The following is a 24,341-nucleotide window of genomic DNA, read 5'->3' as shown; positions in this document are numbered from 1 at the left end:
TCAGCTCGTCTTGTAGGCGTCGTACATCGTCGGTGCCTGGACCGTCGGCAGGGCCCGGACGCCCTGGACGGCCGAGCGCACCAGGTAGTGGTTCTGCTGGTCGTACAGCGGCAGGACGTGCCATCCCTCGAGGATGGTCTGCTGGGCCTGCTGGTAGAGGTCGGCGCGCTCGTCGGCGTCGCTCGTCCGGGAGGCGCGGGTCAACAGGTCGTCGAGGGCCGGGTCGCTCGTCTGCGAGAGGTTGGCGAAGTAGCCGCTCGGGGCGGGGGTGATGCCGTCGCTGTCGTAGAGGATGCGCAGCACGTCGGGGCCGACCTTCGTGTAGGGCGCGCTCACCAGGTCGTACTCGTTCGCCGCGAGGGCGCCGTACCAGCTCGAGAGGTCGAGGGGTTCGAGGGTGACGTCGAAGCCCAGGTCCTTCGCGCCGGCCTGGACCTGCTCGAACAGCGACTGCTCGGCGGGGATCGACTGGTTCGTGCTCACGGGGAAGGTCGCGGCGAGTCGCACGCCGTCCTTCGTGCGGTACCCGTCCGCGTCGCGGGTGCTCCACCCGGCCTCGTCGAGCAGGTCGTTCGCCGCGTCGGTGTCGACGTCGAAGAGCGACTCGTCGGAGAACGCCAGCGGCTCGACGCTCGACAGCGGACTGTACGACCGCTTCGCCGTGCCGAAGAACAGCGAGTCGATGCCCGAGTCGACGTCGACACCGCGGATGAACGCCTCGCGGACGCTCGCGTCGTCGAAGGGTGCCTTGCCGGCGTTGAGCTCGATGCGGTTGGAGGCGCCGGGGCGCGGGGCGTCGATCTCGTCGAGCGAGTCGTCCTTCGCCGCGGCGACGAGGGTGTCGGGCTGCGCGTTGTCGATCACGTCGACCTGGCCGGCCTGCAGCGCGGCGTAGCGGGACGCCGAGTCGGGGATGAAGCGCCAGACGATCTCGTCGAGGTGGGCGGGCCCCTGGTGCCCGGCATCGGCCGGCGGCGAGCTGTAGTCGTCGTTGCGGGTGAGCACGACCTGTTGCTGCTTGGTCCACGACTCGACCGCGAACGGGCCGGTGCCGACCGGTGATTCGCAGTTGACCTCCTGGCTCCGGGTCAGGGCCTCGGGTGACTCCATCGCGAGCCAGGGCTGTGAGAGGGACTCGAGCAGGGCGCTGTCGGGCTCGCTCAGGTCGAAGCGTGCCGTGCGCGCGTCGACCGCCTCGACGCCGGTGACCTTCCCGAGGGCGAGGTACCCGGTCGACGACAGCGTCGCGGGGTCCTGCAGATGGGCGACGTTGGCCGCCACGGCGGTGGCGTCGAAGGGGGTGCCGTCGGTGAACGAGACGCCGTCCTTGAGCGTGAAGGTCCAGCTGAGGCCGTCGGAGCCCTCCTGCCACGAGTCGGCCAGCCACGGGACGATGTCGCCGTTGGCGTCCTTCGAGACGAGCGACTCGAGGTACTGCGTCGACACGAGTGCCTGCGGGTAGTTGCCGCCGACGTGGGGGTCGAGGCAGGTCGGCTCGGCGTCGCCCGAGGCGTAGGTCAGCGTCCCCCCGGCGACCGGGGTGGACGAGGTGTCGGGGTCGCCCCCGCTCGTGCAGCCGGCGAGCACGAGGCTCGCGACGGCGGTGGCGGCGATCAGGACGGGCAGGCGGCTGCGCATGGGGCTCCGGGGGAGTGACGGGACGTCGGGTGGGATCCGACGACGCCGAGACGAGGCGGCATTCGTGGACCGGGTGCAACAAGTGCGCCGTCGAGTCTAGCGGCATGATGGTGGCCATGTCAGATGGACCAGACGCCACCCGCCCTCGGCGGCCGGTCGGTCGACCGCGCCGCTCGTCCGCCGAGATGCTGGCGGACGCCGCGGCCGAGTTGTTCCTCGAGAACGGCTACGCCGGGACGACCGTCGACGACATCGCCCGTCGGGCCGGCGTCAGCCGTGGCACGTTCTTCAACTACTTCGAGGCCAAGTCCGACCTCTTCTGGCTCGACCTCGACCAGAGCCTCGCCGATCTCGGCGACCTGCTGCGCGCCTCCTCCGAGCTGTCGCCGGTCCGCGCGGTCGAGGCCGCACTGGTCGCGCTCGCCGAGGCCCACGACCCCGAGCGCGTGCCCTGGGCCCTGACCCAGTCCGAGGCGATGGCCCTCGGCGACGACCTCGTCGCCTCGGCCGCGGTCCGGTTCGTGCGTCAGCAGGGGGCGGTCGCATCGTACGTGGCCGAGCGGTCGGGGCGGGATCGGTCGGATCTCGCGGCACAGGTGATCGGTTCGACGTTGATCGCGGCGGCGGCGGCCGCCATCGCGAACTGGGCGCGTGCCGGGGTGTCGCGCGGCCCCCTCGGGCCGGTGGTCGCGGCGGCCGTGGGCCCCGTCGCGGACGGACTCGACGCCCGGGAGGCGCGCTCGGCCTAGACCGTCGGCGTCGGTGACGTCGACGGGGACGTGGGCGAGAGGACGTCCACGAGCTCGGCGCGCTTCGGGAAGACCCACTTGTTCATCGCCCAGTACCGGAACACCATGGCGAGCATGGTGCCGATGATCGGCCCGCTGACGAAGTCGGCGATCTCTTGCGTGGTGCGCGAGACGTTCGGCACCTCGAGGCCGAATCCGTAGCGCGAGAGGTAGAGCGGCGCGGAGTTGAGGCCGACCCCGATGACGCTGACGATGACGAAGAGCAACATCTCGTGGGCGGTGTGACGCTCGCCCCGGTCGTCGAACGACCACTTCTTGTTCATCCAGTACGAGAAGACCGTCGCGACGATGATGCCCAGCGCGAGGGCGGTGACGGGGTGCTGAGGGATGACGAACAGCTTGAGCCCGTAGTTGATCACCATGGTGATCACGAAGCCGATGCCCCCGACGACGAGGAACCTCGCCGCGGAAGGGTGCTCTCTGATGAGCTTGATGACTGCTTGCACTGCATCACGGTAGCCGAGGGCGCGATGAAGCGGCTGAAAGCGACCACGGGATGCGTCACAAATCACCCCCCGAACGAGAGGGTGAGCCCGAGCAGCGCCGAAGGGTTGAGGGCGGCTCACTCTTGCGGATGACTTCTCGTCACGGCCTGGTCACGGCGTGAGGATCCGTCGCCCCCAGTGGCTAACGTCGTGCTCGTCGGACCGGATCACCGGGACGGCGACCGGTCGCCCCGGGGTGGGTCAGGGCGACCGGTCCACCCTGACTCACTGAAGAGGACACCACTCATGAAGAAGACCGTGTCGACCGCCACCGCGCTGTCGACGGCCATCGTCATCGCCCTGGGGGGCATCGCGCTGAGCGGACAGGCGGCGTCTGCGGCGTCGGTTCCCGGGAGCGTCGAGGCGCAAGTCGCGACCGCCTCGCCCCGATCGGTGGGGCAGCCCCAGGACGGACAGGGAAGCACGGAGCAGCCCGTTGCCACGGCCGGGCCATCGGCCGAGCCGGTCGACCAGGCCGCTCCGGTAGAGGGAGCCGCTCCGGTGGACGAGGTCGCTCCGGTGGACGAGGTCGCTCCGGTGGACGAGGTCGCTCCGGTGGACGAGGTCGCTCCGGTGGACGAGGCCGCTCCGGTGGATGACGGGGCGCCCCTTGCTGCGCAGGCCGAGGCGTTTTCGCTCGTGAGCCCGGTCGAAGGCGCGGTGTACCCGACGCTCGGCTACGAACTGGTCATCGACACGACGGAGGACTCGATCGCCGTCGTCGTGTACGACGGGGCCGGACAGCCGATCGTCAACGAGCCCACGGTCGCGGGACCGCGTATGACGCAGACGATCTACCTGCCCGACGAGGCGCCGGCCGATCAGGCGATCACGGTCGTGGTGTCGGACGCGCGAGGGGCCCTGCTCGGATACGAGACACGGAACTTCCGGATCGACGTCCCGACGTCCCCGGCCGTGACGGTGAGCACGCCCCGAACCGGTGCGATCGTGACGGCAGACTCCGAGTACCCGGGTCTGGGTGTGTTCGCGATCGCCGGAACGGGCGTCCCCGGATCGGCCATCGCCTTCACGGTCGAAGCCTTGAGCGGTCAAGAGGGGTGGGGTCACGACTACGACCCACCCCGCGTCGGCGCCGACGGTACCTACCGCTTCTTGGAGGTCCTGCCTCACGGGTCGTGGCGGCTGCTCGTGAGTCAGTACGTGCCTCGCGGTGACGGCCTGGCCGGTCTCGAGGGTCCGCCGTTCAGCCGCATGTCCGTACCCGTCGTGGTGGAATTCGCACTGGTCGCTCCGGCTGCGACGGCTCCGGAGGTGCCACCGGTCGCTCCCGCCGTCATCCCGGTCGTCTCGCGGCCCGTGAACCCGGTCGGCGTGGATGTCGTCCCCGTGGCGCACCGCTCCGACCTCGCCTACACGGGCTCCTCCGAGACGACTCCGTGGGCGGGTCTCGCCGGCATGGTCCTCGTGGGTCTGGGGGCGGCGACCGTCCTCGTCACGCGGCGCCGCGCCTCCCGGGGCTGAACCGCCGCGCGGCCGTCAGCGACGAGCCGGGTCGGACGCCCTCCGTGGCGTCAGGCTCGGCTCGTCCGGCGTCGAGAGTGTGAGCACGGCCTCCTCGACGGCGTCGTGGTCCTCGAGCTGCCGCTCGACGCGGCGCAGGGCGACGGCGACGTGCTCTTCGCGGTCGTCGCCCGTCATGTCGACGGCGGCGACCAGGTAGAGCCGACCCGGACCGACGAACTCGGTGTGCAGGTAGGTGACCCGCTCGATCTCGGGGCGCGCGAGCAGACGTTCGAGCACGGTCGACTCGAGCTCGTCCGAGGGGCTCTCGCCGACGAGGAACCGCCGGTTGCGGTCGATCAGCACCAACGCGACCACCCCCAGGAGCACGCCGACGGCGATGGACCCGATCGCGTCGAACACCGCCGAGCCGGTGACCTGGTGCAGGAAGATTCCGAGGAAGGCGATCAGCAGGCCGATCAGGGCCGCCGCGTCCTCGGCGAACACCGCCCGCAGGGTCGAGTTCGAACTGCGCAGCACGTGCCGCAGCGTCGGCACCTGCCGTTCGGCCGCCGATCCGCGGGCCTGACGGAAGGCCTGCAGGAAGGACGTGCCCTCGAGCACGAAGGCGATGGCCAGCACGACGTAGTTGATCAGGTAGTTCTCGGCCTCCTCGTCGGCGGTCAGCTGGGAGATGCCGTGCTGGATGGACACGACGGCGCCGACGGTGAACAGGCCGAACGCGGCGAACATCGACCAGACGTAGGTCTCCTTCCCGTAGCCGAGGGGGTGCGCGTCGTCCCGTCGCTTGACGCCCCGTTTGTCGGCGACGAAGAGGAAGATCTCGTTGCCCGTGTCCGCCCACGAGTGCGCGGACTCCGCCACCATCGACGCGGAACCGGTGAGGAAGGCGGCGACCGTCTTGGCGACGGCGATCAGCAGGTTGGCGACGAACGCCACGATCACGGTGACCGTGCTCTCGGGCTTGACCGGGGGGTCGGACGGGGTGGAGGACATGGCCTCGATCCTGCTCCTCGGGACGGCCTCGCGCCTCCTCGGCTCTGACGGTAGGATCGAGCACGCATCGATCCGGCCATCACCGGGGAGCACCCGGAAGAAAGCGAGCGGCGGGCCCAGGCCCGGTGGTCGCCGGTAGAACCGGGCGGGGCAGGCCCGTCACAGCCGCAGCAGAGCGGTCGCGGTCGCCGTCCGAGAGGACGACGACGGCGGCAAGCGGGGTGGTACCGCGCCACCCGGGTCAGGCACCCGGACGGCGTCCTCGTGGTCAGAAGGTCCCTCGGCCAGCGCAGCGGGGGCGACCCACCGCACGACCTGGAGAACCGATGACCTACCCCAAGGGTTCCGACGCCACCGGCGTCCCCGCCTCCCCGCGATTCCCCGAGATCGAGACCGGCGTCCTCGCCTTCTGGAAGCGCGACGACACCTTCGCCGAGTCGATCCGTGCACGCGAGGGTTGCGACGAGTGGGTCTTCTACGACGGGCCGCCGTTCGCCAACGGCCTGCCGCACTACGGACACCTCCTGACGGGTTACGCCAAGGACGTCTTCCCGCGGTACCAGACCATGCGCGGCAAGCAGGTGCACCGCCGCTTCGGCTGGGACACCCACGGCCTGCCCGCCGAGCTCGAGGCGATGCGTCAGCTCGGGCTGACCGAGAAGCACGAGATCGACGACATGGGCATCGACGTGTTCAACGCCGCCGCCCGCCGATCGGTGCTGCAGTACACCGACGAATGGCAGCGGTACGTCACCCGCCAGGCGCGCTGGGTCGACTTCGACCACGACTACAAGACCCTCGACGTCGACTACATGGAGAGCGTCGTCTGGGCCTTCAAGCAGCTGCACGACAAGGGACTCGCCTACGAGGGCTTCCGTGTGCTGCCCTATTGCTGGCACGACCAGACCCCCTTGTCCAACCACGAACTGCGCATGGACGACGACGTCTACAAGAACCGTCAGGACCAGACGGTCACCGTCGCCTTCCCCCTCGTCGGCGCCAAGGCCGAGGCGCTCGGCCTGACCGGCGTCGAGGCGCTGGCCTGGACGACCACCCCGTGGACCCTCCCGACCAACATGGCGCTGGCCGTGGGACCGGCCATCGACTACGTCACCGTGCCCCACGCCCTCCTGCCGGGCGAGCGCACCGGCGACCAAGAGCTGTTGACCGGCAGCGTGTTCCTCCTCGCGGCCGACACGCTCGGCGCCTACGCGCGCGACCTGGGCTACGAGTCCGCCGAGTCCGCCCAGGCCGCCGTCACCGCAACCTTCACCGGCGCCGAGCTCGAGGGCGTCGAGTACGACCGCATCTGGGACGTCTACGCCGACACCGAGGCCTGGGGCACCGAGAACGCCTGGCGCGTGCTGGTCGCCGACTACGTCGCCACCGGCGAGGGCACCGGCATCGTGCACCAGGCCCCGGCCTACGGCGAGGACGACCAGCTGGTCTGCGCCGCCGCCGGCATCCCCGTGATCGTCTCGGTCGACGACGGCGGGCGCTTCCTGCCGATGTTCGACGAGCTGGGCGTCGCCGGCCTCCAGGTCTTCGAGGCCAACAAGCCGTTGGTGCAGCGCCTCCGCGCCGACGGACGCCTGGTGCGCCTCGCCAGCTACGAGCACAGCTACCCGCACTGCTGGCGCTGCCGCAACCCCCTGATCTACAAGGCGGTGTCGAGCTGGTTCGTGCGCGTCACCGAGTTCCGCGACCGCATGGGCGAGCTGAACCAGCAGATCACCTGGGTGCCCGACAACGTCAAGGACGGCCAGTTCGGCAAGTGGGTCGGCAACGCCCGCGACTGGTCGATCTCGCGCAACCGCTACTGGGGTTCACCGATCCCGGTGTGGAAGAGCGACGACCCCGCCTACCCGCGCGTCGACGTCTACGGCTCGCTGGCCGAGATGGAGGCCGACTTCGGCCGCCTGCCGCTCAACGCCGACGGCGAGCCCGACCTGCACCGCCCCTACATCGACGAGCTCACCCGACCGAACCCCGACGATCCGACCGGGCAGAGCACGATGCGCCGCATCGAGGACGTCCTCGACGTCTGGTTCGACAGCGGCTCGATGCCGTTCGCACAGGTGCACTACCCGTTCGAGAACCAGCAGTGGTTCGACGAGCACAGCCCTGCCGACTTCATCGTCGAGTACATCGGCCAGACCCGTGGCTGGTTCTACACGCTGCACACGCTCTCCACCGCGTTGTTCGACCGCCCGGCCTTCTCGAACGTGGTCAGCCACGGCATCGTGCTCGGCTCCGACGGTCAGAAGATGTCGAAGAGCCTGCGCAACTACCCCGACGTCAGCGAGGTCTTCGACCGCGACGGGGCCGACGCCATGCGCTGGTTCCTCATGTCGAGTTCGGTGATCCGCGGCGGCAACCTCGTCGTCACCGAAGAGGGCATCCGCGAGGGCGTCCGGCAGTTCCTGCTGCCGCTCTGGAGCACCTGGTACTTCTTCTCGCTCTACGCCAACGCGGCGTCCGGAGGCGCGGGTCGTCACGCCGCCCCCGGTTACGACGCGCAGTGGCGAACCGACTCGAGCGACGTCCTCGACCGCTACCTGCTGGCGAAGACGCGCCTCCTGGTCACGGACGTCGAGGCGGCCCTCGACGCCCTCGACACGCCGCGGGCCACCGCGACGCTGCGCGACTTCGCCGACGTCCTGACCAACTGGTACGTCCGACGCTCGCGTGACCGGTTCTGGTCGGGCGACGACGTCGACGCCTTCGACACCCTCTTCACGGTGCTCGAGACCCTCACCCGGGTCGCGGCCCCGCTCGCGCCCCTCGTCGCGGACGAGATCTACAAGGGACTCACCGGGGGTCGCTCGGTGCACCTGACCGACTGGCCCGACGCCTCGGCGTTCCCGGCCGACGACGCCCTCGTGGCCGCGATGGACGCCGTTCGCGCGGTCGCGTCGAGCGGCCTGGCGCTGCGCAAGGCCCAGGGGCTGCGCGTCCGCCTGCCGTTGGCCCGTCTGACCGTCGTCACGCCCGACCCCGCGGGCCTCGAGGCGTTCGCCGACATCGTGCGCGACGAGCTCAACGTCAAGCAGGTCGTCGTGACCCGCCTGACCGAGGAGAGCCTCGGAGAATACGGCGTCACCCGCAAGCTCACCGTCAACGCCCGGGCGGCCGGTCCGCGCATCGGCAAGCAGGTGCAACAGGTCATCCCGGCGGCGAAGAGGGGCGACTGGCAGCCCGCGGGCGAGAACGTCGTCGTCGGCGGCGTCGAGTTGCTGCCCGGCGAGTTCACGCTCGAGCTGGCCGTCGCCGACGCGTCGAGCGCTCTCGCCTTCGTCGGCGACGGCGGCTTCGTGCTGCTCGACACCGCGACCACGCCCGAGCTCGAGGCCGAGGGCCTGGCCCGCGACGTCGTGCGTGCCGTGCAGCAGGCCCGGAAGACCGCCGACCTCGACGTGTCCGACCGCATCGTGACGACGCTCACGACCGACGCCGTCGCGGCGGCCGCCGTCGAGGCCCACCGTGAGCTGATCTCCCGCGAGACCCTGACCACCGAGCTGATCGTCGACGTCCAGGAGGGCGTCGGCGAGCGGCCCGAGAAGACCGTCGTCGGATCGGGCTCCGGCTCGGCCGTCGTCGTGGAGGTACGACGCGCATGACCCCGAAGAAGAACGACCGCCAGGGCGATCCCGCCGACGAGCAGGGAGGCGAGTTCGCGGCCGGCGCGCAGCGCGTCCACGACGAGCTGCTGGCACGCATCGGCGAGCAGGCCCCGCAGCCGCGGCTCGAGCCGACCCGGCGGGCCGTCGAGCTGTTGGGCGACCCGCAGCGGGCCTACCCGGTGATCCACCTCACCGGCACGAACGGCAAGACGTCGACCAGCCGGATGATCGAGAGCATCCTGCGGGCGCACGGCCTGCGCACCGGGCTCATGACGAGCCCGCACCTCGTGCACCTCAACGAGCGCATCGTGGTCGACGGCGAGCCGATCAGCGACGAGCGCCTGGTCGCCAACTGGGACGACATCCAGCCCTACCTGACCATGGTCGACACCGATCTCGAAGCGTCGGGGGAGCCCACCCTGACCTTCTTCGAGGCCCTGACGGTGCTCGCCTTCGCCTGCTTCGCCGACGCTCCCGCCGACGTGGTCGTGCTGGAGGTCGGCATGGGGGGCGAATGGGACAGCACGAACGTGGCCGACGGCCAGGTCGCCGTCTTCACCCCCATCGCCCTCGACCACCAGAACCGTCTCGGCTCGACCGTGGCCGAGATCGCCCGCACGAAGGCCGGGATCGTCAAGCCCACGGCCGCCGTGGTCTCGGCGTCGCAGACCTCCGAGGCCCTGGTCGAACTCGAACGCGCCGTCGAGTTGAGCGAGGGGTCGCTCGCGGTCGAGGGCACCGCCTTCGGCGTCGAGTCCACCACCGTCGCCGTCGGCGGCCAGGTCGTCACGATCCGCGGGCTCGCGGGCCGGTACGACGACCTGCTCCTGCCGCAGTTCGGTGACCACCAGGCCCAGAACGCCGCCGTCGCGGTCGCGGCCGTCGAGTCCTTCCTCGGCGGTGGGTCGCAGCCGCTCGACCACGAGGTGCTCGCCGAGGGACTCGCGAGTGCGACGTCGCCCGGCCGCCTGCAGATCGTCGCCAACGAGCCGACGATCCTGGTCGACGCGGCGCACAACCCGCACGGCGCCCGCGCCCTGGCCAAGGCCCTCGACGACTACTTCCAGTTCGGCGGCGTCGTCGCGGTGCTCAGCGTGTTGGCCGACAAGGACGCCGCGGGCATCGTCCGCGCCCTGGCGCCCACGGTCACCCAGTTCGTCGTGACGAGCTCAAAGTCCGACCGGGCGATCGACGCCGACGAGCTCGCCGCCATCGCGGTGGGCGTCGTGGGTGCCGACCGCGTCGTCGTCGAGACCGACCTCGTGGCGGCCCTGCGCACGGCGCGCGACCTGGCCGACGAGGTCGAGGGCGACGAGCCCGGCGGCGTCGTCGTGACGGGGTCGATCACGCTGGTCGGCGACGTCATCGCCCTCTCGCAGCAGCCCGAGGGGCTCTCGTGACGACGCCACCGCCTCCCGCCGGAGCCGGAGCCGGAGCCGGCGGGCGCGCGCCGCGCCCCCGTCGACGTCGTGGGGCGGCCGAGAGCCTGCTCTCGATCGTCCTCGTGCTCGAGGCCATGACGCTGTTCTTCGTCACCCTCGTGGTCTTCGGGCGGCAGTTGCTGCCGGCCGGCGTCGCCTGGGGCGGAGGCCTCGCCGCGATCGTCCTGACGCTGCTGATCTCGCAGACCCTGCGCTGGCGGTGGGGCGTCGCCCTCGGCTGGCTCGTCCAGCTGGGTCTCGTGGCCTGTGGGTTCCTCGATCCGGTCATGTTCGTCGTGGCCGCCCTGTTCGTGGCCATCTGGACCTACTGCCTCGTCAAGGGCACACAGCTCGACCGCATGAACGCCGCCCGGCTGCGCGACGCGCCCGGTGACGTGGCCTGAGCCGACACCCACCGACCCGTCCTCCGGGCGCCCGCCCGCGAGCCATCCGCCACCCACCGAGCCATCCGCCACCCACCGAAAGAGGAGCAATGTCCGATCTCGAAGAAACCCTCGTCCTCGTCAAGCCCGACGGCGTCGCCCGCGGCCTGACCGGCGAGATCCTGCGCCGCATCGAGGCCAAGGGGTACTCGCTCGTCGACGTCCGCCTCGTGCAGGCCGACCGCGACCTGCTCGCGAAGCACTACGAGGAGCACGTGGGCAAGCCGTTCTACGAGCCCCTCGTCGAGTTCATGCAGAGCGGCCCGACCGTCGCGCTGCGCATCGCGGGCGACGCCGTCATCGCGGGCTTCCGCTCGCTGGCCGGCACGACCGACCCGACGACCGCGGCCCCCGGAACGATCCGTGGCGACCTCGGCCGCGACTGGGGCCTGAAGGTCCAGCAGAACCTGGTGCACGGCAGCGACAGCCCCGAGAGCGCCACGCGCGAGCTGGCCCTCTGGTTCTGAGCCGCCGACCGGCGTGACGCCGGAGACCACCGAGCCCGCGCCTCCTGAGTCCATCAGGAGGCGCGGGCTCGGTCGTGTCGACGGGTCGCGTCGTCAGGGGGTCGGCGTCGCCGTCGAGCCCTCGGTGTCGCCCGTGCTCGTGTCACCGGTCGGGGCGCCGTTCTGCACCTCGGCGACGAACTGCGCGAAGGTGCTCGCGTCGGTCAACGAGCCCTGGTACTGCTGGCCGTTCACCAGGACGAGCGGGGTGCTCGCGAGCTTGTCGAGCGACGAGTTCGGGATCGGGTCGTTCAACGCCCGCTGGGTGGCCGAGGCGACCCAGTCCTCGAAGTCGCCTCCCGTGATGCACGACGGGATCTGGTCGTCGGTCGCCCCGGCACCCTGCACCAGGGTGACGAGCTCGTCGTTCGTCAGGCCCCGGGTGTTCTCCTCGGGTTGCTGCGCGAACAGGGCGGTGTTGACGTCGAGCGCCTTGTCGGGCTCGTGGTTCGCGACGCAGGCGAAGGCGTTGGCGGCCCGCGTCGAGTACCGGCTGCCCTGCGAGGCGTTGTCGAGGAACCCGATCGGGTGGATCGCCAGGGTCGCGGCACCGCTCGAGACGGCTTCCTCGAGCTGCTGGGCGTTCGTCGTGTCGAACTGGCCGCAGAACGGGCACATGTAGTCGAGGTAGACCACGATCGACGGCACGTCGCCCGAGGCGCTCGGGGCCGGGGTCGGGGTCGCGTCGGCGGCGAGGGCGCCGCTCGGCACGGCGGTGACCGCCCCGTTCGAGCCCTCGAGCACCAGACCGTCGCTCGCCATGTTCGCAGGGCCGGGACCGGCCGGCTTGATCGACTGCGTGATGACGAGCGCGACGATCGCGAGCACCGCCACGACGCCCACGACCAGGCCGCCCTGCAGGAGCCACTTGTTGCGTCGTCGACGTCGGGCCTCGGCCTCGCGCGTGACGCGGGCCTTCTCGCGGGCTGCTTCTCGGCGTTCTTTCTTGCTGGCGGGGGAGTCGGTGGGTGGCGTCATCAGTCCTCGTCGTGGCTCGGGGGTCGTCGGTCAAGACTGGCGAGGCCGACCCTGATTCGGCTGGGAGCGACCTGAGTGCGACTGACGGGGCGTGTGGGCCCGAGCCGGGGACGCGAGGAGGCGCGGCTCACCCGAACAGCGTCGGCAGCAGCAACGGGAACACGACGACGATGGTCGTGGCGACGACGATGTAGTTGAGCACCGGCAGCACCCACGAGTAGGGGAGGAAGCGTGCCGCCGCACGTCGGAGCGGCCCGTCGGGGACGGTGACGCCGCGAGCCGCGCCCCACACCGTGAAGACCCAGAACAGCGGGATGGTGAAGAGCCAGACGAGCATGCACCACGGGCAGAGCGCGCCGATGACGAACACGGTCTGGGTGAAGAGCCAGGTGATGAAGATCCAGGCGAGCAGCAGTCCGAGGTTGAAGGCCAGCCAGAACCACCGGGCGAAGCGCGCACCGGCGAGCAGGCCCAGGCCCACCGCCACGGGGGCCGCGAAGCCGATCAGGCCGAGGATCGGGTTGGGGAAGCCGAAGAGCGAGGCCTGCCAGCTGTTGATGACGGGTGAGCAGCCCACGAACGGGTTGACGTCGCAGCCGAGCGCCGCGCCCGGGTTCTCGAGCAGCCGGAACTTGTCGAGGGTCAGGGCGAAGGCCCCCACGAGTCCGCCGAGACCGGCGACGACGAGCAGCACGGCCGCGACGAACGGGGTGCGGCCGGTGGGCAGGGTCACGGCCCGAGGCGTCTCGACGGTCACGTCCAGCAGTATCGCACGGGCCGTCGGGGCGTCCGCTTTGACCCCGGACCGACGTGGGCGTGCGATAATCGAGCCAGTCGTGGGGCCCAGGCCCCGAGATCCAGGCTTACCGGGCAGTGCCGGCCGTCGTCGTCACGCGAGAGATCGCGTGGTCGACCAGGTCGAGCGGAATCCGGGCCAGAGCGCAGGCGCTCATCGTCGGATGGCCAGTTCCGAACCAGCAAGGCGACACGAAGAACAGCACGTCGACGAACGACATCGAGGGCGACGACCGCAGGTCGGTCGACACCCCCGGGTGACCGAACGTGACGTGTCCGACAAGGCGCGCCGTGAGAGGGCGCGGTGGTCAGGGGCAGGTGCCACGTCACCGCCCGGCCACGACACGAGAATTCCTGCCGACGGCATGGCCTCGGCGGGGCGAGGAGCGCACCGCAAGTGGTGAACGACAACACAGACAACGACGGACGTCCGAAGAAGAGAAGGGGATTGTTCGCAGGCCTCAGGGCTCGCCAGGCAGCGGTCGACGCCGCCCCGGCGACGGCCCCCGCCAGGCAGCAGGCAGCACTCCCTTCACCCGTCCGGACGACAGACGACGCCCAGGAGGCATCACCCGTGACCCACGAGACCGAGACCACCGACGAGCAGGTCGCGGCCCAGGCCCCGACCTCCCAGCAGGGCGAGACCGACGCCGTCGCCGAGGCGTTCGTCGCCGCGGCGACCCAGCCGTCACGGGCCGCCGACGCGACGGCCGACGACGAGACGACCGACGGGGCGTCGCCGATCCCGGCGAACCTCACGACGACGTCGTTGATCTTCCACGCACCCGAGATCACCGTCCTGCCGGCCCGCCCCGGTCGACGACAGCGCGACGACCGTGACGACCGGTACGACCGCGACGACTCGTGGGACGACGACCGTGAGGGCGACGACGACGACCGCGACGACCGTGACGAGCGCGACGACCGCGAGCAGCAGCCCGCCTCGCGTCGCCGCCAGCGCGGCCGCTCGCAGGACCGCGAGGAGCGCGACTCCGAGCCCCGTGGTCGCGACCGCGACCGTGCCCCGCGTCAGGCCGAGCTCATCACCGAGCCGCAGCGCATCAAGGGCTCCACGCGTCTCGAGGCGAAGAAGCAGCGTCGTCGCGACGGCCGGGACGCGGGACGCCGTCGCACCGTCATCACCGAGGCCGAGTTCCTCGCCCGTCGCGAGAGCGTCGACCGCAAGATGATCGTCCGCTCGTCGGGCGACCGCATCGAGATCGGCGTCATGGAGGACGGCACCCTGGCCGAGCACTACGTCGCCAAGGCGCAGAACGTGTCGTTGATCGGCAACGTCTACCTCGGTCGCGTCCAGAACGTGCTGCCCAGCATGGAGGCCGCCTTCGTCGACATCGGACGCGGTCGGAACGCCGTGCTCTACTCGGGCGAGGTCGACTGGGACTCCCTGTCGACGGGCAACCAGCCCCGTCGCATCGAGCTGGCCCTCAAGCCCGGTGACCGCGTGCTCGTCCAGGTCACAAAGGACCCCGTCGGCCACAAGGGCGCCCGTCTCACGAGCCAGATCTCACTGCCGGGCCGCTACCTCGTCTACGTGCCCAACGGCTCGATGAACGGCATCAGCCGGAAGCTGCCCGACACCGAGCGCGCGCGTCTGAAGAAGATCCTCAAAGAGGCCCTCCCGGAGAACACCGGCGTCATCGTGCGCACGGCGGCCGAGGGCGCGACCGAAGAGCAGCTGACCCTCGACGTCAAGCGCCTCACCAACCAGTGGGCCGACATCGAGAAGAAGGTCGCGGCGGGCAACGCCCCGAACCAGCTGCACTCCGAGCCCGACCTGCTGATCAAAATCGTGCGCGACGTCTTCAACGAGGACTTCCACGAGATGGTCATCGACGGCGACGAGGCGTTCGAGACGCTGCAGTCGTACCTCTCGGCGGTGGCGCCCGACCTCATGGACCGCGTCAAGCGCTACGAGGGTGACAAGGACGCGTTCGACGAGTACCGCCTCAACGAGCAGATCGAGAAGGCGCTCGACCGCAAGGTCTGGCTGCCCTCGGGCGGTTCCCTCGTCATCGACCGCACCGAGGCGATGACCGTCGTCGACGTCAACACCGGCAAGTTCGTCGGTTCCGGCGGAAACCTCGAAGAGACGGTCACGAAGAACAACCTCGAGGCCGCCGAGGAGATCGTCCGTCAGCTGCGCCTCCGCGACATCGGCGGCATCATCGTCGTCGACTTCATCGACATGGTGCTCGAGTCCAACCGTGACCTCGTGCTGCGTCGTCTGGTCGAGTGCCTCAGCCGCGACCGCACCAAGCACCAGGTGGCCGAGGTCACGTCGCTCGGGCTCGTCCAGATGACGCGCAAGAAGTTGGGCCTCGGCCTGGCCGAGTCGTTCTCCGAGGCCGGCAGCGCCGCGCGCGTCCAAGAACAGCAGCCCCGCAAGGGCGGCCAGCAGGGCGACCGCCGACGTGGCGGCCAGGCCGGCGGGTCCGGCAAGTCGGGCGGCAACGGCCACAACACGGGCGCCGGTGCCGGCACCGCGCCGCAGTCCGGTCGCGGCGGCCCCTCGGCGCCGACCGGTGGGGCTCACCCCACGACGGGTACGCACGCCATCACCGACGACGTGAAGAACGCTCTCTCGCGCATCGCGGCGAGCACCATCGCCCATGCCGAAGAAGGCGGCGCCAAGGACGACGACGCGGCCAGCCAGGCCGCCGCGGCGGTCGAGGCCGCCATCGACGCCGCCGCCGCGAGTGCCACGAAGGCCGAGCCGGCCGCCGAGGCAGCCGGTGACCAGGCCGACGAAGGCCGTCGCGGGCGTTCGGGCCGCAAAGGTCGCCGTGGATCGTCACGTGCCGCGCGCGAGACCGGCGAGGACGCCGCCGAGTCGGCTCCTGCCGTGTCGTCGCCCGCCGAGTCCGCTCCTGCCGACTCGAGCGCCGGTGTGATCGAGGTCCCCGCGGCCGCCCCGGCCGAGCGGTCGGCTCCGGCCGCCGCCGTGGCCGCACCCGTCGACGAGCCCACGGAGGCTCCGGTCGCCAAGGCCACGGAGCGTCGCCGGTCGTCGGCCACGGTCTCGACCCCGGACGCCACGGTCGCGATCCTCGACATCCCCGTCGCGACCACGCGTCGCGAGCCGCGTCGCATCAGCAGCCAGGACGCCGAGCAGCTGCTCGACTCGGTGCTGGGTGCGCTGCCCGAGCCGAAGCAGCCCGGGCAGGGGCGTTCGCGTTCGCGCCGCGCCTCCAGCCAGGGCACGACCGCAGCGGCTCCGGTCGAGCCGACGACGACCGGCGAGTCCGGTCCGTTCATCCTCGGCGTGGGGGTCAGCTCCGACGATCTGTAGGTCGTCTAGGGTGACTGCGTGCCTCTGACCCAGCCCGGAACCCCGACCGTCAGGTCGAGGCTCCGGGCTGCGTCCGTCTCGGCCTCCGGGCCGGAGGGACGCGAGCGCCTGCTCGTGGCGGCCACGGCCCTGGTCGTCGTGCTGGTGGCGCGTTTCGCCCTCGGCCTCGTCGCACTCGTCGGTTCGGCGGTCGGCTTCTCGGTGACGGCGTTCCCCAGCGGGTTCGTCGCGACGCCGGTCGGGCAGTTCCTCGGCAGCTTCGTGCTCTACCCGTTCCCGTTCTACGTCGCCTCGTTCGTCGTGCTCGCCACGATCAGGCCGCTGACGCCGCGGTCCGACCTCCGGACGGTCGTCCGCCACGCCGTGGTCGCGGGCGGCGCGGGAACCCTCGCGCTGGCCGTCGTCGGGATCGTGCCGGGCATCGTGCTCTCGATCGACGGCGGCACATGGGTGAACCTCGCGCTCTACCTGACGACCATCCCGCTGTCGGCGGGCATCGTCGACACCGCCCTGCTCGTGGCCGGGGCCGTGCTCGCCCGGCTGTGGCTGGGCGGCGGCCACGGCGACGAGGTCTGGGCGGTCGAGCCCGCGCCCCGGGTCGCCGAGGCCGGGGAGGGTGACGACGCGGGCGACGTCGAGGACGACGTCGCGCCTCCTGCCGTCCGGGGCGATCGCTCCACCCGCCTCCCGACGACCGTCGCCGCGGCGCCGTCGGCCCCCGTCGTCCCGCCCGAGCGCCCCGTCGTGCCGTCGCACCCGGCCCCCGCACCGGACGACTGGTCGCGCTTCGCGCCCCCGGCCGGTCCGAACGAGGACGACCGGTGAGCGCTCCCGTCCGGGAGCGCATCGACCACGCCGGGCACGGCGCCGGACGGCGTGCTCGTCGGGCACCGTCGCGCGTCCCGCTGCTCGTGGCCGGTGGGCTCGTGCTCGCCGTGCTCGTGGCGGTCCGCCTCGCCTCGCCCCTCCTCGGCCCGGGCCTGCTGCCGAACGCGCTGCAGGACTTCGTCACGCTGACCATCAGCGTCATCGTCGAGTCGATGCCGTTCGTCCTGCTCGGCATCGTCCTGTCGATCATCGTGCAGGAGTGGCTGCCGCAGGCGTTCTTCTCGTCGTGGCTGCCGAAGCGGGGGCTGCCCCGTCGCGCGGTCATCTCGTTCCTCGGCATGTTCCTGCCCGTCTGCGAGTGCGGCAACGTGCCCTTGGCGCGGGGGCTCGTGCTCAAGGGCTTCACGGTGTCCGAGTCGATGACCTTCCTGCTCGCGGCGCCGATCCTCAACCCGATCACCATCATCACCACGCACCAGGCGTTCGGGTGGGACGACGGCATCCTCGTGGCCCGGTTGATCGGTGGGTTCGTCATCGCGAACCTGATCGGCTGGCTGTTCAGCAAGCACCCGAACCAGCAGAGCCTGCTGACCTCCTCGTTCGCGGCCGAGTGCCGGGTCGACGACGGCCATGCGCACGGCCGGGGTCGCACGGCGAAGAGCGTCGACCTGTTCCGCCGCGAGATGTCGACCATGATGCCCGCGCTGTTCATCGGCGCGGCCATCGCGGGCGCGATCCAGACGATCGTTCCGCGGTCGGTGCTCGTCACGCTCGGCAGCAACCCGGTCTGGTCGGTGCTGGCGATGATGGTGCTGGCCTTCGTCATCTCGATCTGCTCGAACGTCGACGCGTTCTTCGTGCTGCCGTTCGCCTCGACGTTCATGCCCGGCGGCATCGCCGCCTTCCTCGTCTTCGGCCCCATCATCGACGTCAAGATGCTGGCCCTGCTGCGGACGACCTACACACCCAAGGTGCTCGGGCAGGTCACCCTCGTGGTGGCCCTGACCAGTGCCGCGATCGGACTGGTGGTCAACTATGTCGCCTAGCCCTGCTCCTCGCCCCTGGCGCCGACTGCTCGACCGGTGGCAAGGGGTGCTGCTGACGCTCGTCGTCGGCGTCGCCACCCTCTGGCTCGCCGCGACCGGGCAGCTCGTGCTGTACATCCACCCCCGGTACGACGTCTTCACGGTCGTGATGATCCTCATCGGCATGACGCTGTCGTTGGCCACGCTGGCGTTCTCACCGGTCCGGGGCGACGACGCGCACGACGGCCACGACCACGATCCCGGGACCGAGCACGGCCACGACGGCCGCCTCGACGCGGCCGAGGTGCCCGCGGTCGAGGACGGCCTCCGGCCGCGCCGGCGTCGGCCGGTCGCCACCGGCGCCCGACGTCTCGCCTTCTCGGCGGGCGTCGCCGTCACCGCCGCCATCGCGATCGCCGTCGTCGCCCTGCCCCCGGCCACCCTCACCAGCGCCACGGCCGGCCAGCGCGACGTCAACTCGTCCACCGCGGCGCTCGACCGCACGACCGTGGCCGACGCGACCAGCGCCTCCTCGGACGCCTACCGGTCGTTCAGCGTCCTCGACTGGGCCGGCCTGCTGCGGCAGACGACCGACCTCGCGTTCTACGAGGGCAAGACCGCCGACGTCGTCGGGTTCGTCACGCCGTCCGACACCGACCCCGACGACGTGTTCTACGTGTCGCGCTTCGTGATCACGTGCTGCGCGGTCGACGCCCAGCCCGTCGGCGTGCCCGTCTACCTGCCGGGGTGGCAGGACCAGGTCGCCGCCGACGACTGGGTCGAGGTCACGGGCGGCTTCGACACCAACCGCAGCAGCTCGAGCCAGGACCCCGTCGCCCTCGTGCCCGACGACGTCACCACCGTGGGACAGCCCAGTGACCCGTACCTCTACTGAGGGCGGACGGGGCCGGGGCACGACGGGAGGCGCGGCCACGCCCGATCCGTTCGCGTCCGACCCCGTGTTCCTCACCGAGCAGGACGCCCGTGAGGCCGGTGCCCGCTGGCGCACGCGATGGATCGCCGTCGTCACCGTCCTCGCGGTGGTCTGTGCCGCCTTCGTGGGGCTGACCTACTTCCAGGGTCCCAAGGCCGGCGAGACGCAGGTCGACACGACGGCCGTGGTCGAGCGTCCCGGCCAGCAGCTGCGGGTGTTCGCCAACCAGGCGCTCGCGCACGTCGACGCCTCGCAGGTGGTCGTGACGCCCGCGGCGGCCTTCACGGTGCAGACGTCGGGTGACGTGGTCGCCGTGACCTTCACGGGCCGGCTCGCGTACGACACCGACTACCACGTCCGCGTCGACGGGGTCTCGAGCGTCTACCAGCGACAGACCTCGTCCCTGGAGGCGCGATTCAGCACGCCCCCGGCGACGGCGTACCGGCTCGTGCGCGGCACGTCCGGGGCCGACGACCGCATCGAACGGGCCGGGCTCCGGGGCTCGGACAGGACGACCGTCTGGTCCGCGCCGCGCATCCAGGCCTACGAGGTGTTCGACTCGGCCGTCGCGGTCGTGACGGACGACGGGACGCAGAGCAGCCTCAGCCTCGTGTCGCTCGACGGGGCCGCCGTCGAGACCCTGCCCGTGCCCGAGGCCCCTGGCCTGATCACCCGCTTCGCGGCCGACCGTGCCACGACGACGCTGGCGTTCTCGTTCCGTCCGACCGGTTCGGACGTCGACACGTTGTACACGCTGCCACTGCAGGGGGAGCGGGCGGTGGCCCCGGTCCTCGGCCTGTCCGGGCAGCCCGTCGAACCCACCGACTGGGCCTTCGTGCCGGGTGAGGACGACGTCGTCGTCCAGGCCGTCGACGACTCGGTGAGCGTCATCGACCTCTCGGGAGTGGACCCCGTGCGGCCCGTGGGGACGTACTCGCTCTTGCAGGGGGTGTCGCTCGACGGCACCACGCTGATCGCCGCGTCGGCGATCGCCTCCATGGTCGTCGACCTCGCCACGGGGGACGAGCGCCCCCGTGCCCCCGCCCCGGTCGACGGCGTCCTCCCGTTCGCCGGGCCGCTGGTGGCCCTCGACTCCCGCCACGTCGTGCAGCAGGTGTCGGTCCCGTCCGACGACGGGCTCACGTACCGGACGCTCGTCGTCGCCGACGACGGTGCCACGTCACGGACGCTCTGGCAGCCCCCGAGCGCATCCGGTGTGATCGAGGGCTTCGACGTCTCCCCGAACGGGCAGTACCTGGCGGTCCAGTCGGTCGGGGACGCGACGACGCCGACCGACTACTCGTACACGATCGACCCCGTGGCCGACGGGGTCACGACCACCATCGTCGAGATCGCCTCGGGCGCGGTCGTGGCCAGCTACGAGGGCTTCGACACGAGTTGGTGACCGCGCCTGCGGGCCGGGGCGGACGGAACCGGTCAGGCCGTGAGGCCGCGTTTGACCCGCTGGGACACCCGCAGCCCGCTGCGTTCGAGACGGCGGGCGAGGTCGAGGCCGGTCACGGCGACGGCCCCACCGGCGATCAACTCGGCCCGTCGGGACTCGGGCACGTCGTAGTGATCGTGGTCGAACCCGCGGCGGGGGATGCCGTGACGGGCGGCGAAGGCGTGCAACTCGTCGTACGAGTCGTCGCTCACCAGGTGTGCCCACAGCGTGTCGTGGGCCGGCCACACGGCCTCGTCGATCAGGATCACGCCCTGGATGTTAGTCGTCGGTCCGCCTGCCGGTGCGGGGGTCGTGGACGGAGGAGGCGCGGCGCTCGTCGGAGGACGCGTTGACGGCCCCAGCGGCCCCCTGTACGATGGGCGGTTGGTGCGCGCTGGCTCGAGGCCGCGTCGTGCCGGACACCCCAACTCTTAAGGAACAGACATGGTCTACGCAGTCGTGCGCGCCGGTGGTCGGCAGGAGAAGGTCGAGGTCGGCACGATCTTCACCCTCGACCGCCTCAAGGCCGCCGAAGGCGACTCCATCACCCTCCCCGCCGTGCTGCACGTCGACGGTGACACCGTCACCTCCGCCGCCGACGCCCTGGCAGGGATCACCGTGACCGCCGAGGTGCTGAACGACCTGCGCGGCCCGAAGATCGTCATCCAGAACTACAAGAACAAGACCGGTTACAAGCGTCGCATGGGCTTCCGTGCCGACTTGACCCGCGTCAAGATCACCTCGATCAACTGAACCAGGGGCTGAGAACACATGGCACACAAAAAGGGCGCATCGTCCACCCGCAACGGTCGTGACTCGAACGCACAGCGCCTCGGCGTGAAGCGCTTCGGCGGCCAGGTCGTCCTCGCCGGCGAGATCATCGTCCGCCAGCGCGGCACCCACTTCCACCCCGGCGTCAACGTCGGCCGCGGCGGCGACGACACCCTCTTCGCCCTCGCCCCCGGTTCGGTCGAGTTCGGCGCCAAGGGCGGCCGCAAGGTCGTCAACATCGTCGCCTCCGCGACGGCGACGGTCTAGCACCACCACGCGGCGTCGGCACACGACCCGCATCGGCGGCCCTTCGCGGGTCGCACCGTCTGGGGCGAGCATCCTGCTCGCCCCAGACGTGTTTGACCCGGGCAGCTCGCACCGGCACGCACAGACAAAGAGATCAAGCACCTCATGGCCACATTCGTCGACCAAGTGACCCTCCACCTCCGCGCCGGCAACGGCGGCAACGGCTGCGTGTCCGTCAAGCGCGAGAAGTTCAAGCCGCTGGCCGGCCCCGACGGCGGCAACGGCGGTCACGGCGGCGACGTCGTCATCGTCAGCGACAGCGGCGTCACGACGCTGCTCGGGTTCCACCGTGCACCGCACCGCTCGAGCGACAACGGCGGCTTCGGCATGGGCGACCACCGGGCCGGCACCAACGGCGAGACCCTCGAGCTCGTCGTGCCGGTCGGCACCGTCGTCAAGTCCGCCGACGGCGTCGAATTGATCGACATGGTCGAACCGGGAATGCGCTACGTCGCCGCCGAGGGCGGCATCGGGGGCCTCGGCAACGCGGCCCTCTCGTCGACCAAGCGCAAGGCGCCCGGTTTCGCCCTGCTGGGCACCCCCGGCTGGGCCGGAGACGTCCTGCTCGAACTCAAGGTCGTCGCCGACATCGCGCTCGTGGGCTACCCGTCCGCCGGCAAGTCGAGCCTCGTCGCCGCGCTCTCGGCCGCCAAGCCGAAGATCGCCGACTACCCCTTCACGACGCTGCACCCCAACCTCGGCGTCGTCGAGTCGGGTGACACGCGCTACACGGTCGCCGACGTCCCCGGGCTGATCGAGGGGGCCAGCGAGGGCAAGGGCCTCGGGCTCGAGTTCCTCCGCCACGTCGAGCGCTGCTCGGCCCTGCTGCACGTGCTCGACTGCGCGACGCTCGACCCGGGCCGCGACCCGTTGACCGACCTCGACGTCATCCTCCGCGAGCTCGAGGCGTACCCCGTCCCCGACGGCCAGAAGCCGCTGCTCGACCGCCCGCAGCTGATCGCGCTCAACAAGGTCGACGTGCCCGACGGTCGCGAGCTGGCCGACTTCGTCACGCCCGAGCTCGAGGCCCGCGGCTACCGCGTCTTCGAGATCTCCGCCGTGAGCCACGAGGGCCTGCGCAACCTGTCCTTCGCCCTGGCCGAGGTCGTCGAGGCCAGCCGCGCCGAGATCGCGGCGCGACCCGCGCCTCCTCGCATCGTCATGCGCCCCCGCGCCGTCAACGAGAAGCCCTTCGTCATCAGGGTCGAGGGCGGCACCTACGGCAACGTCTACCGCATCCTGGGCCAGAAGCCCGAGCGGTGGGTCGTGCAGACCGACTTCAACAACGAGGAGGCCGTGGGCTACCTCGCCGACCGGCTCAACGCCATCGGCGTCGAGGACGCCCTGTTCAAGGCCGGTGCGCAGGCCGGTTCGACGGTCGTCATCGGCCCCGAGGGCGGCATCGTCTTCGACTGGGAGCCCACCCTCACCTCGACGGCCGAGCTGATGACCAGCGCCCGCGGCACCGACCCGCGCCTGATCCAGAACGACCGCCCGACCCGCAACCAGCGCCGCGAGGAGTACTTCGAGCGCATGGACGCCAAGGCCGAGGCCCGCGCCGAACTGCAGCGCGAACGCGCCGCCGGCCTGTGGACCGACGACGAAGGGTTCCTCGTGAAAGAGGGCGACGACGTCGAAGGCGACGAGCGGGCGTGACCGGGGGCGTCGTCGACCGCGCCGGCCTCGGCACGGCCCGCCGCATCGTGGTCAAGGTCGGCTCGTCGTCGATCAGCGGTGAGAACGCCGGACAGATCGAGCCGCTGGTCGACGCCCTCGCCGCGACCTACGGGCGGGGTGCCCAGGTCGTGCTCGTCTCGTCCGGGGCCATCGCCACGGGCCTGCCGCACCTGCGCGTCGACTCCCGCCCGACCGACCTCGCGACCCAGCAGGCGGCCGCCGCCGTCGGGCAGAACGTCCTGATCTACCGGTACCAGCAGAGCCTGCGCCGCTACGGCATCGTGGCGGGGCAGGTGTTGCTGACCGCCGGGGACATGCAGAACCCAACGCACCGCAGCAACGCCCAGCGCGCCATGGAGCGCCTGCTCGAGCTGCGCATCCTGCCGATCGTCAACGAGAACGACACGGTCGCCACCCACGAGATCCGCTTCGGCGACAACGACCGGCTCGCGGCGCTGGTGTCGCAGCTGGTCGGTGCCGACGCCCTCGTCCTGCTCAGCGACGTCGACGCCCTGTACACCCGCCCGCCGCACGAACCCGGCGCCGTCGCCCTCGTCGACGTGCCCTTCGGCGACGACCTCGCCGGGGTCACCTTCGGCGCGGCCGGTGCGGCCGGCGTCGGCACCGGAGGCGCGGGCACGAAGGTCGCGGCCGCCCGGTTCGCGGCCGAGGCCGGCACCCCCGTCCTCGTGACGAGCGCCGCCAACGTCGCCCGGGCCCTCGCGGGCGAGCAGGTCGGCACCTTCTTCGAGGCGGCGGGAGTCGCGGGGTCGGGACCTGCGGCGGGGGAGCCAGGGACCGCGGGCGGGCGACCCGACTGACCCGCGCCTCCCCGGGGGCGTCCGCGCCGCCGCGGTGACCGCCGGAGCG

General features: G+C 71.2%; 22 protein-coding genes. 15 read left to right on the top strand and 7 right to left on the bottom strand.

Annotation, left to right across the window (positions count from 1 at the left end; all coding sequences use genetic code 11):
* Positions 1–1,638: an ABC transporter substrate-binding protein gene (locus HQQ78_RS08690; RefSeq protein ID WP_056048356.1), complete on the bottom strand. Its 1,638-nt coding sequence runs from the start codon at positions 1,636–1,638 to the stop codon at positions 1–3.
* 116 nt (positions 1,639–1,754) lie between these two features.
* Between HQQ78_RS08690 and HQQ78_RS08685 the strand changes: the two genes are divergently transcribed.
* Positions 1,755–2,387, top strand: coding sequence for a TetR/AcrR family transcriptional regulator (locus tag HQQ78_RS08685; RefSeq protein WP_173152503.1), 633 nt, complete (start codon positions 1,755–1,757; stop codon positions 2,385–2,387).
* Here the strand turns inward: HQQ78_RS08685 and HQQ78_RS08680 are convergent.
* Positions 2,384–2,893, bottom strand: coding sequence for a GtrA family protein (locus HQQ78_RS08680; RefSeq protein ID WP_056048350.1), 510 nt, complete (start codon positions 2,891–2,893; stop codon positions 2,384–2,386). The genes HQQ78_RS08685 and HQQ78_RS08680 overlap by 4 nt on opposite strands.
* Positions 2,894–3,178: 285 nt before the next feature.
* Here HQQ78_RS08680 and HQQ78_RS08675 point away from each other — a divergent pair, with 285 nt between their 5' ends.
* On the top strand, positions 3,179–4,414 hold the full coding sequence (locus HQQ78_RS08675) for an LAETG motif-containing sortase-dependent surface protein (protein WP_173152500.1): 1,236 nt from the start codon (positions 3,179–3,181) through the stop codon (positions 4,412–4,414).
* Positions 4,415–4,429: 15 nt separating this feature from the next.
* On the opposite strand, the gene HQQ78_RS08670 is transcribed toward HQQ78_RS08675, so the two are convergent.
* The gene (locus HQQ78_RS08670) at positions 4,430–5,410 is read right to left on the bottom strand and encodes a cation diffusion facilitator family transporter (RefSeq protein WP_123571849.1); all 981 of its coding nucleotides are present in this window, start codon (positions 5,408–5,410) and stop codon (positions 4,430–4,432) included.
* A 326-nt stretch (positions 5,411–5,736) separates the two neighbouring features.
* Here HQQ78_RS08670 and ileS point away from each other — a divergent pair, with 326 nt between their 5' ends.
* From ileS to ndk, 4 genes are all read left to right on the top strand, one after another.
* Positions 5,737–9,030 carry an isoleucine--tRNA ligase gene (ileS, locus tag HQQ78_RS08665; protein WP_173152497.1) on the top strand — a complete coding sequence of 1,098 codons (3,294 nt, stop codon included), beginning with the start codon at positions 5,737–5,739 and terminating at the stop codon, positions 9,028–9,030.
* Positions 9,027–10,433 (top strand): folylpolyglutamate synthase/dihydrofolate synthase family protein, encoded by a 1,407-nt coding sequence (locus HQQ78_RS08660; protein ID WP_173152494.1) that lies wholly within the window; start codon positions 9,027–9,029, stop codon positions 10,431–10,433. Before ileS ends, HQQ78_RS08660 begins: the two co-directional genes overlap by 4 nt.
* Complete coding sequence (locus HQQ78_RS08655; RefSeq protein WP_056048336.1) at positions 10,430–10,858, top strand: DUF4233 domain-containing protein; 429 nt, start codon at positions 10,430–10,432, stop codon at positions 10,856–10,858. The genes HQQ78_RS08660 and HQQ78_RS08655 overlap by 4 nt, the downstream gene beginning before the upstream one ends.
* Positions 10,859–10,947: 89 nt before the next feature.
* Positions 10,948–11,364, top strand: coding sequence for a nucleoside-diphosphate kinase (ndk, locus tag HQQ78_RS08650; protein WP_056048334.1), 417 nt, complete (start codon positions 10,948–10,950; stop codon positions 11,362–11,364).
* 93 nt (positions 11,365–11,457) lie between these two features.
* Here the strand turns inward: ndk and HQQ78_RS08645 are convergent, their stop codons facing one another.
* From HQQ78_RS08645 to HQQ78_RS08635, 3 genes are all read right to left on the bottom strand, one after another.
* Complete coding sequence (locus HQQ78_RS08645) at positions 11,458–12,381, bottom strand: thioredoxin domain-containing protein (RefSeq protein WP_173152491.1); 924 nt, start codon at positions 12,379–12,381, stop codon at positions 11,458–11,460.
* Between the two features lie 127 nt (positions 12,382–12,508).
* Positions 12,509–13,138 (bottom strand): vitamin K epoxide reductase family protein, encoded by a 630-nt coding sequence (locus HQQ78_RS08640; RefSeq protein ID WP_233568524.1) that lies wholly within the window; start codon positions 13,136–13,138, stop codon positions 12,509–12,511.
* A gap of 106 nt (positions 13,139–13,244) precedes the next feature.
* A complete protein-coding gene (locus HQQ78_RS08635; RefSeq protein WP_056048330.1) occupies positions 13,245–13,427 on the bottom strand; it encodes a hypothetical protein in 183 nt (60 codons plus the stop codon).
* 146 nt (positions 13,428–13,573) lie between these two features.
* On the opposite strand from HQQ78_RS08635, the gene HQQ78_RS08630 reads away from it, so the two are divergent.
* From HQQ78_RS08630 to HQQ78_RS08610, 5 genes are read left to right on the top strand one after another with little or no spacing between them, the layout of a single operon-like run.
* Positions 13,574–16,486, top strand: coding sequence for an Rne/Rng family ribonuclease (locus HQQ78_RS08630; protein ID WP_173152488.1), 2,913 nt, complete (start codon positions 13,574–13,576; stop codon positions 16,484–16,486).
* Positions 16,487–16,504: 18 nt separating this feature from the next.
* A complete protein-coding gene (locus tag HQQ78_RS08625; RefSeq protein ID WP_159826907.1) occupies positions 16,505–17,311 on the top strand; it encodes a hypothetical protein in 807 nt (268 codons plus the stop codon).
* The gene (locus HQQ78_RS08620; RefSeq protein ID WP_233568523.1) at positions 17,308–18,360 is read left to right on the top strand and encodes a permease; all 1,053 of its coding nucleotides are present in this window, start codon (positions 17,308–17,310) and stop codon (positions 18,358–18,360) included. The genes HQQ78_RS08625 and HQQ78_RS08620 overlap by 4 nt, the downstream gene beginning before the upstream one ends.
* Positions 18,350–19,234 (top strand): TIGR03943 family protein, encoded by an 885-nt coding sequence (locus HQQ78_RS08615; RefSeq protein WP_173152484.1) that lies wholly within the window; start codon positions 18,350–18,352, stop codon positions 19,232–19,234. Before HQQ78_RS08620 ends, HQQ78_RS08615 begins: the two co-directional genes overlap by 11 nt.
* The gene (locus HQQ78_RS08610) at positions 19,215–20,678 is read left to right on the top strand and encodes a hypothetical protein (protein WP_173152481.1); all 1,464 of its coding nucleotides are present in this window, start codon (positions 19,215–19,217) and stop codon (positions 20,676–20,678) included. The genes HQQ78_RS08615 and HQQ78_RS08610 overlap by 20 nt, the downstream gene beginning before the upstream one ends.
* A 32-nt stretch (positions 20,679–20,710) precedes the next feature.
* On the opposite strand, the gene HQQ78_RS08605 is transcribed toward HQQ78_RS08610, so the two are convergent.
* A complete protein-coding gene (locus HQQ78_RS08605) occupies positions 20,711–20,986 on the bottom strand; it encodes a DUF4031 domain-containing protein (protein WP_369794401.1) in 276 nt (91 codons plus the stop codon).
* 175 nt (positions 20,987–21,161) lie between these two features.
* Between HQQ78_RS08605 and rplU the strand changes: the two genes are divergently transcribed.
* The 4 genes from rplU (at position 21,162) to proB (ending at position 24,292) form a co-directional block, all read left to right on the top strand.
* Entirely contained in the window at positions 21,162–21,470 is a 309-nt protein-coding gene (gene rplU, locus HQQ78_RS08600) for a 50S ribosomal protein L21 (RefSeq protein WP_173152478.1), read from the top strand.
* Between the two features lie 18 nt (positions 21,471–21,488).
* Entirely contained in the window at positions 21,489–21,755 is a 267-nt protein-coding gene (rpmA, locus tag HQQ78_RS08595) for a 50S ribosomal protein L27 (protein WP_123571842.1), read from the top strand.
* A gap of 144 nt (positions 21,756–21,899) precedes the next feature.
* Positions 21,900–23,450: a GTPase ObgE gene (gene obgE, locus HQQ78_RS08590; protein ID WP_123571841.1), complete on the top strand. Its 1,551-nt coding sequence runs from the start codon at positions 21,900–21,902 to the stop codon at positions 23,448–23,450.
* Entirely contained in the window at positions 23,447–24,292 is an 846-nt protein-coding gene (gene proB, locus HQQ78_RS08585; RefSeq protein ID WP_173152475.1) for a glutamate 5-kinase, read from the top strand. The genes obgE and proB overlap by 4 nt, the downstream gene beginning before the upstream one ends.
* Positions 24,293–24,341: the final 49 nt, after the last annotated feature.

Origin of the sequence: Frigoribacterium sp. VKM Ac-2859 (assembly GCF_013204925.1) — a bacterium.
Taxonomy (GTDB): Bacteria; Actinomycetota; Actinomycetes; order Actinomycetales; family Microbacteriaceae; genus Frigoribacterium.
Note: the sequence above shows the minus strand (reverse complement) of the source record. Positions and strands in the feature narration are given on the sequence as shown.